The organism is Microbispora hainanensis, from assembly GCF_036186745.1.
Classification (GTDB): domain Bacteria; phylum Actinomycetota; class Actinomycetes; order Streptosporangiales; family Streptosporangiaceae; genus Microbispora.
Window position 1 is genome coordinate 6,878,144 of the sequence record NZ_CP108086.1, and the last position, 15,369, is coordinate 6,893,512.

The 15,369-nt window shown below is 71.3% G+C and carries 15 protein-coding genes; 2 read left to right on the forward strand and 13 right to left on the reverse strand.

The features are described 5' to 3' along the window. Positions 1-114 precede the first annotated feature (114 nt). From OHB01_RS31680 to OHB01_RS31700, 5 genes are read right to left on the reverse strand one after another with little or no spacing between them, the layout of a single operon-like run. Positions 115-1,179, reverse strand: coding sequence for a 2-oxoacid:ferredoxin oxidoreductase subunit beta (locus OHB01_RS31680; RefSeq protein WP_147944174.1), 1,065 nt, complete (start codon positions 1,177-1,179; stop codon positions 115-117). Next, on the reverse strand, positions 1,172-3,013 hold the full coding sequence (locus OHB01_RS31685) for a 2-oxoacid:acceptor oxidoreductase subunit alpha (RefSeq protein WP_147944175.1): 1,842 nt from the start codon (positions 3,011-3,013) through the stop codon (positions 1,172-1,174). Before OHB01_RS31685 ends, OHB01_RS31680 begins: the two co-directional genes overlap by 8 nt. 50 nt (positions 3,014-3,063) lie before the next feature. After that, the gene (locus OHB01_RS31690; protein ID WP_147944176.1) at positions 3,064-4,248 is read right to left on the reverse strand and encodes an NAD(P)/FAD-dependent oxidoreductase; all 1,185 of its coding nucleotides are present in this window, start codon (positions 4,246-4,248) and stop codon (positions 3,064-3,066) included. Position 4,249: 1 nt separating this feature from the next. Beyond that, positions 4,250-5,047: an amidohydrolase family protein gene (locus OHB01_RS31695; RefSeq protein ID WP_147944177.1), complete on the reverse strand. Its 798-nt coding sequence runs from the start codon at positions 5,045-5,047 to the stop codon at positions 4,250-4,252. Continuing rightward, positions 5,044-6,207, reverse strand: coding sequence for an acyl-CoA dehydrogenase (locus OHB01_RS31700; protein WP_328854406.1), 1,164 nt, complete (start codon positions 6,205-6,207; stop codon positions 5,044-5,046). The genes OHB01_RS31695 and OHB01_RS31700 overlap by 4 nt, the downstream gene beginning before the upstream one ends. A 98-nt stretch (positions 6,208-6,305) precedes the next feature. On the opposite strand from OHB01_RS31700, the gene OHB01_RS31705 reads away from it, so the two are divergent. Continuing rightward, positions 6,306-7,067, forward strand: coding sequence for an SDR family NAD(P)-dependent oxidoreductase (locus tag OHB01_RS31705; protein ID WP_147944179.1), 762 nt, complete (start codon positions 6,306-6,308; stop codon positions 7,065-7,067). Positions 7,068-7,074: 7 nt separating this feature from the next. Here OHB01_RS31705 and OHB01_RS31710 read toward each other — a convergent pair whose 3' ends face one another. The 8 genes from OHB01_RS31710 to OHB01_RS31745 are packed head-to-tail and all read right to left on the reverse strand — an operon-like array spanning position 7,075 to position 13,377. Further along, positions 7,075-7,839, reverse strand: a complete 765-nt coding sequence (locus OHB01_RS31710) for an enoyl-CoA hydratase/isomerase family protein (protein ID WP_328854407.1) — start codon at positions 7,837-7,839, stop codon at positions 7,075-7,077. Further along, positions 7,829-9,424: an AMP-binding protein gene (locus tag OHB01_RS31715; RefSeq protein ID WP_328854408.1), complete on the reverse strand. Its 1,596-nt coding sequence runs from the start codon at positions 9,422-9,424 to the stop codon at positions 7,829-7,831. The genes OHB01_RS31710 and OHB01_RS31715 overlap by 11 nt, the downstream gene beginning before the upstream one ends. 43 nt (positions 9,425-9,467) lie before the next feature. Further along, on the reverse strand, positions 9,468-10,091 hold the full coding sequence (locus OHB01_RS31720; RefSeq protein WP_147944182.1) for a nuclear transport factor 2 family protein: 624 nt from the start codon (positions 10,089-10,091) through the stop codon (positions 9,468-9,470). Next, entirely contained in the window at positions 10,081-10,518 is a 438-nt protein-coding gene (locus OHB01_RS31725) for an acyl-CoA thioesterase (RefSeq protein WP_147944183.1), read from the reverse strand. The genes OHB01_RS31720 and OHB01_RS31725 overlap by 11 nt, the downstream gene beginning before the upstream one ends. Continuing rightward, positions 10,515-10,943 (reverse strand): MaoC family dehydratase, encoded by a 429-nt coding sequence (locus OHB01_RS31730; RefSeq protein ID WP_147944184.1) that lies wholly within the window; start codon positions 10,941-10,943, stop codon positions 10,515-10,517. Before OHB01_RS31730 ends, OHB01_RS31725 begins: the two co-directional genes overlap by 4 nt. After that, entirely contained in the window at positions 10,943-11,401 is a 459-nt protein-coding gene (locus tag OHB01_RS31735) for a MaoC family dehydratase N-terminal domain-containing protein (RefSeq protein WP_147944185.1), read from the reverse strand. Before OHB01_RS31735 ends, OHB01_RS31730 begins: the two co-directional genes overlap by 1 nt. After that, complete coding sequence (locus OHB01_RS31740; protein ID WP_147944186.1) at positions 11,394-12,947, reverse strand: AMP-binding protein; 1,554 nt, start codon at positions 12,945-12,947, stop codon at positions 11,394-11,396. The genes OHB01_RS31735 and OHB01_RS31740 overlap by 8 nt, the downstream gene beginning before the upstream one ends. Before the next feature lie 22 nt (positions 12,948-12,969). Continuing rightward, positions 12,970-13,377 carry a nuclear transport factor 2 family protein gene (locus OHB01_RS31745; protein ID WP_147944187.1) on the reverse strand — a complete coding sequence of 136 codons (408 nt, stop codon included), beginning with the start codon at positions 13,375-13,377 and terminating at the stop codon, positions 12,970-12,972. 236 nt (positions 13,378-13,613) lie between these two features. Here OHB01_RS31745 and OHB01_RS31750 point away from each other — a divergent pair, with 236 nt between their 5' ends. Then, a complete protein-coding gene (locus tag OHB01_RS31750; RefSeq protein WP_328854409.1) occupies positions 13,614-15,323 on the forward strand; it encodes an FAD-dependent oxidoreductase in 1,710 nt (569 codons plus the stop codon). Positions 15,324-15,369: the final 46 nt, after the last annotated feature.

Below are 15,369 nucleotides of genomic sequence, written 5' to 3' on the forward strand. Positions count from 1 at the left end.
GATGGTAATCATGCTTATGATTACCATCAGGAACGTTAGAGGGATCTCACGGACGTTGTCCAGAGTTCACAGTCTGTCAACAGCGAGTTGATGCGCAGGAAAAGCGGAGCCGGCTCACAGCGTCCAGCTGTCCCCGCCGCGGATGAGCGCGTTGAGCGCGGCGTCGTCGCCGGGGGCCTCGTTCCTCGCCGCCTCCATCTGCTCCCGCAGCAGGCGGTCATAGCTCGGCCGCTCCACGGAGCGGAAGACGCCCATCGGGGTCAGCCGCGGGTCCCGTTCCGGCAGCCGCGACAGCGCGTAGGCGTAGCTGGAGTCCGCGGCGTGCGCGTCGTGCACGACTACCCGGGGGTCGCCGGGCTCCACCCCCTCCGCCACCATGAGCGTGCCGGTGCCGGGGTCGCGTACGACGGCCTTGTCACCGCCGGCGCCGAAGCGGATCTCCTCGCCGTGCACGAGGGGGACGATCCACTCCCGGGCGCTCTCGGGCGACTTGAGCAGGTCGAAGGCGCCGTCGTTGAAGATGTTGCAGTTCTGGTAGATCTCGACCAGCGACGCGCCCTCGTGCTCGGCCGCCGCGCGCAGCACCGACGTCAGGTGCTTGCGGTCGGAGTCGAGGGTCCGCGCGACGAAGGTCGCCTCCGCTCCCAGGGCCAGCGAGACCGGGTTGAACGGGTTGTCCAGCGAGCCGTACGGCGAGGACTTGGTGATCTTCCCCCGCTCGCTCGTCGGGCTGTACTGCCCCTTGGTGAGCCCGTAGATGCGGTTGTTGAACAGCAGGATCGTGAGGTTGACGTTCCGGCGCAGGGCGTGGATGAGGTGGTTGCCGCCGATGGACAGGGCGTCGCCGTCCCCGGTGACCACGAATACCGCCAGATCCGGGCGCGAGGTGGACAGGCCGGTGGCGATCGCCGGCGCCCGCCCGTGGATGGAGTGCATGCCGTAGGTGTTCATGTAGTACGGAAACCGGGAGGAGCACCCGATGCCCGAGATGAACACGATGTTCTCCCGGGGGACGCCGAGCTCGGGCAGGAAGCCCTGGACGGCCGCGAGGATGGCGTAGTCACCGCAGCCGGGGCACCAGCGCACCTCCTGGTCGGTCTTGAAGTCCTTGGCCTTCAGCGGCACGTACGGAAGGGCCGGGACGGATCCGGCCGCCCGCTCCGCGACGGTGTCAGTCATCCTCGATCACTCCTTGCAGGGTCTGGGCCAGGTCCGCGGCGCGGAAGGGCATTCCCCTGACCTGGGTCACGGAGACGACGTCGACCACGAACCTGGCCCGCAGCAACAGAGCGAGCTGGCCGAGGTTCATCTCGGGAACGACGACCTTGTCGTATCGGGCGAGGATCTGCCCGAGGTTGGCCGGGAAGGGGTTGATGTGCCGCAGGTGCGCCCGGGCGACGGCGTGACCCGCCCGCCGGACCCGCCGGACCGCCGCGCCGATCGATCCGAAGGTGCTCCCCCAGCCCAGGACCAGCACTCTGGCGTCCGCGCCGGGGTCGTCGACCTCCACATCGGGGACGGCGACCCCGCGCACCTTCGCGTCGCGGAGGCGCACCATGCGCTCGTGGTTGTCCGGGTCGTAGGAGATGTGGCCGGTGCCGTCGGCCTTCTCGATGCCGCCCACCCGATGCTCCAGCCCTGGCGTGCCGGGGACCGCCCACGGCCGGGCCAGCGTCGTCTCGTCGCGCAGGTAGGGCAGGAACGTTCCGTCCGGCCCGTTGGGCGCGGTCGGGAACTCCACGGTGAGGTCGGGAAGCTGCTCCAGGGCCGGGAACCGCCACGGCTCCGAGCCATTGGCGAGGTAGCCGTCCGACAGCAGGAAGACCGGGGTCCGGTACGCGGTCGCGATACGGATCGCCTCCACGGCCGCGTCGAAGCAGTCGGCGGGTGAGCACGCTGCCACCACCGGCACCGGCGCCTCGCCGTTACGGCCGAACATGGCCTGCAGCAGGTCGGCCTGCTCGGTCTTGGTCGGCAGGCCCGTCGAGGGGCCGCCGCGCTGCACGTCCACGACCACCAGCGGCAGTTCGAGGCTGACCGCCAGGCCGATGGTCTCCGACTTGAGCGCGACGCCCGGCCCGGAGGTCGTGGTGACGCCGAGCGCGCCTCCGAAGGAGGCCCCCAGCGCCGCCCCCACTCCGGCGATCTCGTCCTCGGCCTGGAAGGTCGTGACGCCGAACCGCTTGTGCTTGCTCAGCTCGTGCAGGATGTCGGAGGCGGGGGTGATCGGATAGGAGCCGAGGAACAGCGGCAGCCCCGCCCGCCGCGCCCCGGCGACGAGCCCGTACGCCAGGGCGAGGTTGCCGGTGATGTTGCGGTACTCCCCCGGCGGGAGCGGCGCCGGCTTGACCTGGTGGGCGACCAACGCCTCCGTGGTCTCCCCGTAGTTCCAGCCGGCTTTGAAGGCGCGCACGTTGGCCTCGGCGATCCGCGGCGTTTTGGCGAACTTCTGGCGCAGGAAGCGGATCGTGCCCTCGACAGGCCGGGAGTACATCCAGCTCAGCAGGCCCAGGGCGTACATGTTCTTCGCGCGCGCCGCGTCCTTGCGGGTGAGGTCGGTGCCGGCCAGTGCGTCGAGGGTGAGCTGCGTCAGGTCGACGGCGTGCACGGTGAAGGCGTCGAGCGTGCCGTCCGTGAGCGGGTCGGAGGTCCAGCCCACCCGGGCCAGGGCGCGCGAGGTGAAGTCGTGGGTGTCCACGATGACCGTGGCACCCCTCGGCAGGTCGCCGAGGTTCGCCTTCAGCGCGGCGGGGTTCATCGCGACCAGCACGTCGGGGCGGTCGCCCGGCGTCAGGATGTCGTGGTCGGCGAAGTGGAGCTGGAAGGAGCTGACGCCGTGCAGCGTCCCGGCGGGCGCGCGGATCTCGGCGGGGAAGTTGGGCAGGGTGGACAGGTCGTTGCCGAAACGCGCGGTCTCGTGCGTGAAACGGTCGCCCGTCAGCTGCATGCCGTCGCCGGAGTCGCCCGCGATCCGGATGACGACACGTTCGAGTTGTTCGAGGTGGACAGACATGTGCTGATCCCTGTCGGTGAGAAGCTCGGGAAACGACGGGAAACGACGGGCTACGCCCGGGGAACGCCCAGGCCGGGCACCCATTCGGCCCCCCGCAGGAGAAGCGTGCGGTAGCGCATCGCCTCGGCGAGCGCGCCGAACGCCACCACCGCGTGCAGCCGCCCCGCGCCACCGGTGATCGCCGCGAAGCGTTCCTCCTCCGGACCGCCGAGAACGAAGACGACCTCGTCGCCCGGCATGACGCGGCCGAAGATCTGCAGCCGGGCGCCCGCCTGGTCGGACCAGACGTACGGCAGCGAGTCGAAGGCAGTCGGCGTGCCCGTGATGGTGGCGGCCACCGCCATCGCCTGCTCGCCCGCGGCGGTCCAGTGCTCGACGCGCACGGGACCGCCGTACCGCGTGGACCGCCAGCTCGCCACGTCGCCGACGGCGTAGACGTCCTCCGCCCCGGTCGCGCGCAGCAGGGCGTCACAGCCGACGCCGTCGGTCAGGTCGAGCCCGGCGCCGTCCAGCCAGCCGACCGCGGGCTCGGCGCCGATGCCCGCGACGACCAGGTCCGCCGCCACGACCGAGCCGTCGTCGAGGACGAGCTCCTCCACCCGAGACGACCCGCGCGCCTCGCGCACGGTGCGGCCCATCCGCAGCGCCACGCCGAGCGCGCGGTGCCTGGCCGCCATCGCCTCGCCCAGCACCGGGCCCAGGCCGCGCGTCATCAGGGTGGGCGCGGAGTCGACGAGGGTCGTCTCCAGTCCGAGGGCGCGGGCGGCGCACGCCACCTCCGCACCGATGAAGCCGCCGCCGACGACCGCGACCCGCGGCCCGCCCGCCAGCGCGTCGCGTACGGCCACCGCGTCGTCGATCGTGCGCAGCACGTGGACGCCGGGCAGCTCGACCGGCGGCGTGCGCGGCGTCGAGCCGGTCGCGGCGACGAGGATGTCGTACGGCACCGCGTCGCCGCTCCTCAGCCGCACGCGCCTGGCGGCGCGGTCGAGCGCGGTCGCGGGCTCGCCGAGGCGCAGCTCGAGGCCGAGATCCTCCGCCTGCTCGGCGGTGAGCAGGGTGAGCGCCGCGCTGTCGGTCTTGCCGAGCAGGAAGTCCTTCGACAGCGGGGGCCGGTCGTACGGCAGGTGCGGCTCGGCGCCGACCAGCGTGATCCGCCCGTCGAAGCCCTTGCGGCGCAGCGCCTGGGCGGTCCGCACACCGGCGAGGGACGCGCCGACGATGACCAGGTCCATCTCAGTCCGCTTCCACGATGCCGAGCAGCCTGGCGAGCGTGCCGCCGAGGATCGCGTCCTCCTCCTGCCGGGTGAGCCCGAGCGCGCGGACCGCCGCGATCTCGGCCGCCGGGTCGGCCATCGGCCAGTCGGAGCCGAACACCATGCGGTCCGCGCCGTGCGCGGCGACGATGCGCCGCAGCCGGTCCGGGTCGAGGTCGGCCAGCCGCGGCGGCCAGGAGGTCTCCAGGACGACGCGGGAGCCGACGACCAGCTCCTCGGCCGTGTCGAGCCGGTGGTAGCCGCCGTAGTGGCAGGCGATGAGCGTCAGGTTCGGGACGCCGTCCGTAAGCGCGCGCAGGTGACGGGGGTGGCCGCGCTCGTTGGACGCCTCGTCGCCGCCCGCGCCCGCGTGGGTGATGACGACGATCCCCTCCTCGGCCAGCGCGTGCAGCAGCTCCACGACGGCCGGGTCGCCCAGCGAGAGCTCCTGGAACAGCGGGTGCAGTTTGACGCCGCGGATGCCGTGGCGCTTGAGCGACGCCAGGTTCTCCTCGATGCTCAGGCCCGGGTGCACTGTGCCGAATGGAATGAACCGCGACCGGTCGACCGACCCGATGAACTCGTTCGTACGGTCGACGGTACGCGCCAGGTTGGCCACGCCGAGGCACATCGCCATGTCGATGCCGGCGGCGTCCATGGTGCGCCGCAGGCCGTCGAGGGTCCCGTCGTGCACCGGATCCAGCCCGGCCGGCCGCCCGGCGAGCACCTTCGCCGCGATGTGGTCCGGCCACACGTGGCAGTGGGCATCGATGATCATTGCGTGTCCTTCCGCAGGTGGGGCTTGACCAGCTGCTTGGCGAGCGAGTCGAGGACGACCTCGGTCGCGCCCTCGTAGATCCGCATCGGCCTGGCCTCGCGGTAGAGCCGCTCGATCAGGCTGCCGCGGACCAGGCCGAACCGGCCCATGACCTGCACGGCGCGGTCGACCACCCGGCCGGCGACCTCCGTCGCGCCCACCTTCGCCATGGACGACAGGTGCAGGTTGGCCAGCGGGTCGCGGGCGGCGGCCGCGGCGGCGCGGTAGGTCAACGACCGCGCCATCTCGATCTCGACCCAGGACATGGCGAGCAGGTTCGGCACCGGGCCGAGCCGGGCGAGCGGCACCCCGAACTGGTCGCGTCCCGTGGTGTGCCGCACCGCCTCGTCGAGCGCCGCCTGGGCGAGGCCGATCGCGGCGCCGGCGACCGAGACGCGAAATGTGGCCAGTGTCGCGAGCGCAAGCGTGAACGCTTTGCCCGGCTCGCCGATCCGGTGGCCGACCGGGACCCGTACGTGGTCGAAGATCACGTCGCCGAGCACGTGCGGGGCGATGATCTGGTGCGGATGGGCGACGGAGACGCCCGGGGCGCCGGCCGGGACGAGCACCATCGAGTAGCCGTCGCCCTCGCGGCCGAGCACGAGGTAGAAGGTCGCGTCGCCGGCGTTGGTGATGAAGGACTTGTGCCCGTCGACCACGATCTCGTCGCCGGTCGCGGTGATCGTGGTGGTGATCGCCTTGAGGTCGGAGCCGACCTGGGGCTCGGTCAGGGCCAGGGCGCCGATCGCCTCGCACGCCGCGACCGCGGGCAGCCAGCGGCGGCGCACCGCGTCGCCGCCGCCGGCCCACAACGCGTAGCTGCCGATGCCCTGCATGGCGTAGAGCGAGTCGAGGTGGGCGCTCACCCCGGCGAGGGCCTCGCGGACCACGGTCACCGCGAGCGAGTCGACCTTGTCGAACCGGCCGCCGAACTCCTTGGCCACCACGGTGCCGGCCAGCCCGCTGGCCGCGAGCGCCTCCCGCATCACGGGGTCGATGTGGTCGGCCTCGTCCGCGACCGCGGCCCGGTGGGCCAGCCCGGCCGCGAGCCGCCGGGCCTCTTCCTGCAGGTCCCGGTAGCGGGACGGGAGTTCGAAGGGACCGGCGTCTTGCGCGTTCATCGGATCACCCGCTCGGCTCGTCTTGCTTATCTATGCGAACCATAGCAATGATTAGGTTAGGCTGAAACACCGACCCTCCCGTGTAGAAGGAGCCGCGCATGGCACCCCAGAGTCCTTCTTTCGACCTGTCCGGCAAGGTCGCCCTCGTCACGGGCGGCAGCAGAGGGCTGGGCCGTGCGATGGCCGGCGGCTTCGCCGCCGCGGGCGCCGACGTGGTGATCGCCAGCCGGGACGGCGCGAGCTGCGCCGAGTACGCCGAGGAGATCGCCAGGAGCACCGGCAGGCGCGCCCTGCCGTACGCGGTGCACGTGGGCCACTGGGACGAGCTCGACGGGCTGGTCGACGCGGTGTACCGGGAGTTCGGCCACGTGGACGTGCTGGTCAATAACGCCGGGATGTCGCCGGTCTACGACGACGTCACCGACGTCACCGAGGCGCTGTTCGACAAGGTGATCGACGTGAACCTGAAGGGCGCGTTCCGGCTGACGGCGCTGGTGGGCAGCCGGATGGCAGGCGGCGAGGGCGGCTCGATCATCAACATCAGCAGCGCGGCGGCCGGCCGCCCCCGCCCGGATGTGCTGCCCTACGCCGCGGCGAAGGCCGGCCTCAACGCGCTGACCGTGGGTTTCGCGCACGCCTTCGGCCCCAAGGTGCGCTGCAACGCGATCATGGCGGGCACGTTCTTCACCGAGGTCAGCAAGCACTGGGACATGGCCGCCTTCGAGGCGCGGGCACAGCGCTTCGCCCTCAAGCGCGGCGGGCACCCCGACGAGATCGTCGGCACGGCCCTCTATCTGGCCTCCGACGCGTCGAGCTACACGACCGGCGCGATCCTGTCGGTGGACGGCGGCCAGCCCTGAGGCCGTTTCACCTGCCGCGGGCGGCGCGGAAGGCGCGCACGGCCTCCCGGTGCTCGGCGGTGCCGAACAGCAGCGCCACCGCCTCGACCGACTCGTTGAAGCCGCCGCCGGTGTCGCGGTTGACGAACGCCTTGCCGACCCGCACCGCCAGCGGCGGGTTGGCGGCGATCTCGGCGGCCAGGTCCAGGGCCGCGTCGAGGAGCGACTCGTCGGGATGCACCTCCTGCACGAGCCCCGCCCGCTCGGCCCGCTCCGCGTCCACCACCCGGCCGGTCAGCGCGAGGTAGCGCGTCCAGTGTCTGCCCATCACGTCGGGGCCGCGGACGACGCCGTACCCCGGGGTGAGCCCGACAGTGGGCTCCTTGAAGGCGAACCGGGCCGACGCCCCCGCCAGCACGATGTCGCAGGCGAGTGCCAGCTCGGTGCCGCCGCCGAAGGCGAGGCCGCCCACCGCGGCGACGACGGGGACGGCGCACCTCTCGACGGCGTGGAAGGCGTCGTAGACCAGGCGCAGATGCGGCCGAACCTTGGCGACGTCCCCGGCGAGGTCGTGGAACATGTCGATGTCCCCGCCCGTGGAGAACGCCCGGCCCGAGCCGGTCAGCACCGCCGCCCGCACGCCGTCGCCGTGTCCGAGCCCGTCCATGAGCTCGCGCAGCTCGCGGAACCAGGTCTGGTCCATCGCGTTCAGCTTCTCCGGCCGGGCCATGGTGATCAGGGCCACGCCGTCCTTCGGCCGGGTCACCTCGAAGCGCACGAAGTCACCGGGCATCGGCGGCCGCCTCCCTGTCCCAGGTGCCGGGCGTCACGCCGTCGGCGCGGAGCTTGTACTTCTCCACCCGCTGGCTCGGCGTCATCGGCAGCTCCTCCATCACCCGCACGTAGCGGGGCACGGCGAAGGCGGTCAGCCTGCCCGCGCAGTGGCCGATCAGCTCGGCCGGGTCGATCCGGGCGCCCGCCGCCGGCACGACGGCGATCATGACGTCCTCCTCCGACAGCTCCGAGGGCACCCCGTAGGCCGCCACGTGCGCCACCGCGGGGTGCTCGGCGACGACCCGCTCGACCTCCCAGGAGGAGATGTTCTCCCCGCGCCGCCGGATGGTGTCCTTCACACGGTCGAGGAACACCAGGAAGCCGTCCTCGTCCAGCCGCCCGCGGTCGCCGGTGTGGAACCACAGGTTGCGCCAGCTCGCCGCGGTGGCGTCCGGCATGCCGTGATATCCGGAGAACATCCAGCCCGGCTTCTTCGGCCGTACGACGATCTCCCCGGGGACGTTCGGCGGGAGCGGCCGGTCGAGCTCGTCGACGACGGCGACCTCGTAGTTGACGGACTCGTTGCCGGCCGTGCCGATTTTGCGGTCCCAGGGCGGCATGTCCGTGACGATCGACACCTCGGTGCTGCCGTAGATCTCCGTCAGCCGCAGGTCGAAGCGGCGCTCGAACGCGTCGAAGATCTCCGGCGGGCAGGGCGCGCCGAAGGCCAGCCGTACGGGGTTGTCGGCGTCGTCGGGCCGCGGCGGCTGCTTGAACAGGATGCTCATCATCGCGCCCTGGTAGTTGAACGCGGTGATGCCGTGCGCCCGGCAGATGTCCCAGAACCGGCTCGCCGAGAACTTGCGGTCCAGCACCAGGTCGGCCCCGGCCTCCATCGCCGCCATCACGCTGCAGTAGCGGGCGTTGCTGTGGAAGAGCGGGAAGACGCTGTAGAGGCGGTCGTCCCGCGTGTATCCGAGCAGGTCGACCGTGTGCCTGGCGAGGTTGACGTTCGCCTGGTGGCTGAGCAGCACCCCCTTCGGCGGCCCGGTGGTGCCGGACGTGTAGAGGATCACAGCGGTGTCGTCCGGCTTGACGGCGGGCAGGTCGCCGGCCGGATGGGCCGCCAGGTCGGCCAGGAGGTGGCGGGCTACGCCGCCGGTCTCGGGGATCTCCGGCTCGGCCTCCCCGTTCACCACCAGATGGGTGATCGCCGGCACGGCGGCGGCGTGCTCGCGCGCCAAGGGCTCGAGGTCGGCGTCGCAGACCAGCACGGTCGCGCCGGAGTTCTCCAGGTAGTACCGCAGCAGGTAGGACCCGCTCGCGACGTTCAGCGGCACCTCGACCAGCCCGGCCCTGGCCAGGGCGAACCACACCTGCACCGCGGCGACGCTGCTGCGCATCAGCAGGCAGACGCGGTCGCCAGGGCGCAGGCCGAGCGACAGGAAGCCCGCCGCGAGGCGGGAGGCGGTCGCGTCGAGCTCGCGGTAGCCGGTGCGCTCCCCCGCGATCAGGAGGAACGCGTCGTCACTGGCGCGTCCGGCCGCGCCCGAGAGCCAGTCGCCGATCGTCACCGCGGGCGCGGTCGCGCGGGAGTTCGTCACACCGCTCCTTTCCACTGGGCCTGCTTTTCACTGGGCCTGCTTTTCACTGGGCCGCGTCTCGGCGGCGGTAGGTCGTCCACGTGGGCAGCGACTCCGGGTAGTCGGCGGGCTCCGGCGCGGTGCCGGGCCAGCGCATCCGGTGGGTCCCGGACAGGCCGCCGGCCAGCTCGTCCGCCGGCACGGCGTACATGAAGGCGATCGTCCTGCGGGCGAACAGCCAGCGGTCCCCCACTCGGCGGTACTCGTCGTCGTACCGGTAGGCGGCCAGGACCGTCGTCCGCCGCGTCACCAGCTCGGCGTGGCCGGCCGCCCAGCCCACCGCCGTGTCGTCGCCGGTGAGCTCGACGACGTGCGCGTCGAGCGTGTGCAGGGTCGTCCGGTAGATGTCCATCGCCCCGGCGTACGCGGCGCGCAGGGCCGCGTGACCGGCGGCGACGTCGCCGTGCCGGTCGAACACGCCGTCCTTGGTGTACATGCCGACCACGGTGTCGATGTCGTGGTCGTCCACGGCGCGGGTGTACAGCAGGGCCAGGTCGCGGATCGCCTCCCGGTCCCGCAGGCCGCGCAGCTCGGCGAGCAGGCCGGCGAGGTCTCCCTCCCGGAGGTGGCGGACCGTCGTCCGGGCCGCCACCAGCCCGGCGAGGTCCGCCGCCGGGTCAACGCCCATCGCGCGCCCCGAACCGGGGGCCGGGCAGGGTGCGCAGCAGCGCCTCCAGCTTCTCGGGCACCGGCGTCTTGTTCCACTCCAGGTCCCGGCAGGCGTACGTCATGGTCCCGCGGGTGACCAGCTCGCCGTCGCGGGTGAACTCGTAGCCGACGGTGTAAGAGCTGCCGCCGATGCGGTCGAGCACGAGCTGGCAGGTCAGCTCGTCGAAGACCTTGACCGTCTGCAGATAGTCGCACCCCGAGTTGACGCCCACGGTGACGATGCCGAGCTGCTCCTGCATCTCCCCGCTGCGGATGCCGTTGGCGTACAGCCAGGAGGTGTACGCGCGCTCCATCCACCGGTAGTAGATGGCGAAGTACGCGATGCCGACGACGTCGCAGTCGCCGTAGGCGAGCCGGAAGGTGAGCTGGTCGGGGCGCTGTGTCACGGTTTCTCCTCAGTCACGGGTTCCAGGGCGACGGTCGCGGTCCCCTTCAGCACCGGCTCGCCGCCGGCCCCGGTGAGGACGACGTCACAGTCGGCCAGCCGTACCCTGTTCTCGGTCCGCACGGCCGTCACGACGCCGCTCGCGCACAGCTCGTCGCCCGCGAAGACATTGCGCAGGAAGCGGACCCGGAAGCGGCGCAGCCGGTCGTGGCCGCCGCTCCAGGCGGCGAGCATGTTCATCACATAGCCCATGTTGAGCGGCCCCTGGTTGACGGGCCGGTCGCCCAGGCCGAGGGCCCGCACGGCGGCGACGTCGAAGTGGATGGGGTTGGGGTCGGCGAGCAGGGCCGCCATCGTCTTCATCTTCTCCGCACTGACCGAGGGCACCCGCCATTCGGGCAGCACGGCGCCCACCTCGACGTCCATCAGCCCCTCCTCGGGAAGATGATCGAGTTCCAGCAGTCCGCGACGTGGACGCCGTCGGCGGCGTCGTGGAGCCGGAGCCGGTAGCCGACCACGTCGAACGGGCCGGTAGACCGGCCGCTCTTGCGGTCCACGCTGGTGATCTCGCCGCTGACCCGGTAGGTCGCCCCGACGCGCAGCGGGCGGTGCACGGTGGTCTCGTGTTCGCCGAACATCGGGCCGTCGTCCGCGGTGGCGCCGAACCACGCGAACAGCTCGTCCCAGGTGACGCCCATCGCGCCGGTGGCGGCGAGCCAGACGAACAGCGGGTGCGCCACCTCGCCGCCCGGCTCGCCGAGGACCGTGTCCGCGACGAGCCAGGCGCGCCACGGCTCCACGGTGAAGACTCCCCCGGGGAACCGCCGCCCGACGTGCTCGCGCGGGTCGGCGGGCGACGGTCCCGGTGCGGTCCGCTCAGACATTGCGCTCCCGCTCGGCCCAGTACGGCGCGCGCAGCTCACGCTTGAGGATCTTGCCGGTGGGCGCCTTCGGCAGCTCGGCGACGAAGTCCACCGAGCGGGGCTTCTGGTAGCTCGCCAGGTGCTTGCGGGCCTGGTCGATGATCTCCTGCTCGGTGGCCTGCATACCGGGCTTGAGGACCACCACCGCCTTGACCGACTCGCCCCACTCCTCGTCCGGCACACCGATCACCGCGCACTCCAGCACGGCGGGGTGACGGGCGATGGCCTCCTCCACCTGGACGCTGTAGATGTTCTCGCCGCCGGAGATGATCATGTCCTTGGCCCGGTCGACGATGAAGACGTACCGGTCCTCGTCCCAGGTGGCGACGTCGCCGGTCCACATCCACCCGTCGCGCAGGGTCTGCGCGGTCAGGTCCGCGCGGTTCCAGTAGCCGATCATGTTCGCCTCGGAGCGGACGACGATCTCGCCGGGCGTCTTGCCGTCCCGCGGCACCTCGTTGCCGGAGGGGTCCACCACCCGCACGGTGGTGATGAAGCCCTCGCGGCCGCAGGAGCGCAGCCGTTCCGGGCGGATGCCGGCGATGGCGCTGGCGTGGTCTTCCTGGGACAGGAAGCACATGGTGGTGCCCTCGGTCTGTCCGTACCCCTGGATGAGGGTGCACGGGAACATCTCCAGGGCCTGGCGGACGATGCTCGACGGCATGGGGCCGCCGCCGTACTGGATGTTGCGCAGGCTGGAGATGTCGTAGTTCTCGAAGCCGGGCACGGCCATCATCCAGTTGAGCATCGTGGTGATGCCGAGGAACGCGGAGACCCGTTCCGCCTCGATGATCTCCAGGGCCTGCTTGGCCTCGAAGTTCACCAGCACCAGCGGGCAGCCGTGCTTCATGTAGTTCATCGCGAGCACGATCGGGATGTGGTACATCTGCCCGGTGAGCATGTAGACGTCGCTGGGCACGATGCGCTCGGCGACGGTCTGGTTCAGCATGCCCGCGGCGGCGCTGCGATGTGTGTGCAGCGCCCCCTTCGACTGCCCGGTGGTCCCGCCCGTGTAGAGAATGAAGAACGGGTCGTCGTCGGCGACCTTGGACGACCCCTCCGGCTCGTCGTCGGAGGACGAGGCGATCAGGCGGTCGAGGCTTCCGTCGCTGTCGTCGCCGAACTGCAGCCAGTTCGGCACGTCGACCTCACGCTGGAGCTGCTCGATGACGCCCGACCACTCGGACGCGCTGATCACGGCCTTTGGCGAGGCGTCCAGCACGATGGAGGCGAGCTCGGGGACGGCCAGGCGCCAGTTGAGCGGCTGGGTCACCAGCCCGGCGCGGCCGGCCGCGAAGTACAGCGCCTGGTATTCCACGCAGTTGCGCGACAGCATCGCGACCCGGTCGCCCGGCTGCAGGCCGAGGCCGCGCAGCCCGTTGGCCAGCCTGCGCACCATCGCGTCGAAGTCGCGCCAGGACACGCGGCGGTCGTTCGGCACGTCGTAGACGGCCTGCCCGTTGGGGGTCAGCGCGGCCCACTTGGCGGGGATGAGCCCTTGGTTCATGTGAACACCTGCCTCGGAACGCTCAGTACGGAAGGTCGAGGGCGATGTGCCGCTTGCTCAGGCGCCACACGCCGTCCCCGCGGACCAGCTCGTCGTCGTACTTGGCGGTCGACAAGACGTTGAGCTTCTGGTCCTGGATGGCGATGAGAGTGAGATAGGAGACCGCGGTCGCGGTGTCGTCGCCGGTCTGGCGGATGATCAGGTTGGTGGTCAGGTGCCGGCGCTGGTCGTTCTGCGAGGCGAGGGAGTCCTTCATCAGCTGGACGATCGCCTCGCGCCCCTCGAAGGGGCCGATGAGGTCGCCGTCCTGGATGCGCATCGTGAGGACAGCGTCCTCGGTGAAGCAGTCGGCCATCTCCTCCATGTCGTTCTCGTCGTAGGCCAGGCTGTAGCGATTGAGAACGTTCTCGATGGCGCCATGGTCACACATGCATGCTCGCTTCCTGAGGGCGGCGGAGCCCACGCACACACCGCCTTTGCTGTGCACTAGCTGCGGATCATAAGCATCAATATTCAGCCATGTCCATACCTTGCGGAGGACTCTGAGAAACAGATGCGAAAGCGTCGTTGATCGACTGGAAGCGCAGGTCCGAGCGGTGAGCCTTGACAGAAACCATGCTCATCATATTCCTTGTTAGCTGCTTCACATCCCTTGAAGGAGAACGGATGACGGTCGACACGAAGCAGGAAGAGGCCCGCACGGAGCCGGTCATCGTCGTCGGCGCCGGGCTCTCCGGTCTGGCCACGGCGCTCGGAGTAGCCCTGCACGGGCGGCCTGCGATCGTCCTCGAAGCCAGCGAGCTCGTTGGGGGCGCGGCGGCGTACTCGGGCGGCCAGGTGTGGTGCGGCGCGAACCACGTCGCCGCCAGGGAGGGGATCAACGACGACCTGAGCACCACGGAGCGCTACGTCAGGGCCATCGCCCACGAACACCCCGAGGTCCTCGACGAGCAGGCGTTGCTGCGCTGGCTGAACACCTCACCACTGGCGGTCAAACACTGGGAGGACGTCGGGGCCATCCGGTGGACCGTCATCCCCGGGCTCGCGGACTACCACAACGAGGCGGACGGCGCGCTCGATGCCGGGCGTTACCTGACCAACGAGGTGATCGACGGCAGCGTGCTCGGCGAGTGGCGGGAGCGGCTGCGGGTCAGCCCCTACTTCCCCATCGGCACCACCTACCGGGACATGCTGCTGAAGGGCCGCCGGGCCTCGTACGTCGAAGACTCCGAGGAAGACACCACGATCGCCGACCACGCGGGGGTGCCCGCCTTCGGCCAGGCCGGCGGGCGCGAGCACCACCACCGGCAGGCGGCGGGCGGCGACCCGCTGACCTTCGGGACCGGCGTCGTCGCGTGCTTCCTGGCCCGGCTGCTCAAGGAGGACCTGGTCGAGATCAGGCTCTCCCACCGGGTCATGGAGCTGCTGCGCGACGACGGCGGACGGGTCGTCGGCGCCCGCGCCGAGGGGCCGCAGGGGCCCGTCGAGCTGCGCGGCCCGGTCGTGCTCGCCACCAGCACCTATGACTGGGACCCCGAGCTGGTCCGCGAGTTCCTGGGGCTCGACCCCGAGGACTTCGGCAGCGTGGCCCCCGAGTCACTGCGCGGCGACGGCATCAGGCTCGCCGCCTCGGTCGGCGGCGCGATCGCGAAGATCCCGGCGACCAGCGTCCCGATCCTGCCCGGCTGGAAGTCGCAGGTGGGCACCGGCTACGGCTACGGTCCCGAGTTCGCGATGCCGCACAGCATGATCGTCGACCGTACGGGGCGGCGCTACTGCAACGACTCCTACTGGGTCGACATCGTGGCGAAGACCCTCGACCGGGACGACAGGCACCTGCCCTTCTTCCTGATCTGGGACGACCGGCACCGCCAGAAGTACGGGCTCGCGGCCACGCCCCCGGGCGGCGAGTATCCCGAGGGCTGGGTCGTCTCCAAGCCGACGCTGCGCGAGCTGGGCGAGGCGCTCGGCATCGACGGCGAGCAGCTGGAGCTGACCGCGGCCAGGTTCAGCGAGCACGCCGCCCGCGGCGAGGACCCGGACTTCGGGCGCGGCACCGTCACCTACGTCAATCGGTTCGCCGGGGACCCGCAGAACCAGCCGAACCCGGTGCTCGGGGAGATCAGCCGGCCGCCGTTCCACGGCCTGCGGCTGAAGTTCGTCGGCACCGGGATCGGGTCGAGCGGGGTCCGCATCGACGGCGACGGCCACGTGCTCGACGACGCCGGCGCCGCGATCCCCGGCCTGTACGCCGTGGGGTCCGTCGCGGCGCTCACCACGATGGGCAGCGGCTACAACAGCGGCTTCGCCCTCGGCCGGGGCATCACCCTGGCCTACCTCGTCTCGGGCGAGCTGGGCGGCGCGTCCACTCCCTGAACGCGTCCTTCTCCCTTCTCCCTTCTCCCCCGACCGTACGGCCGCG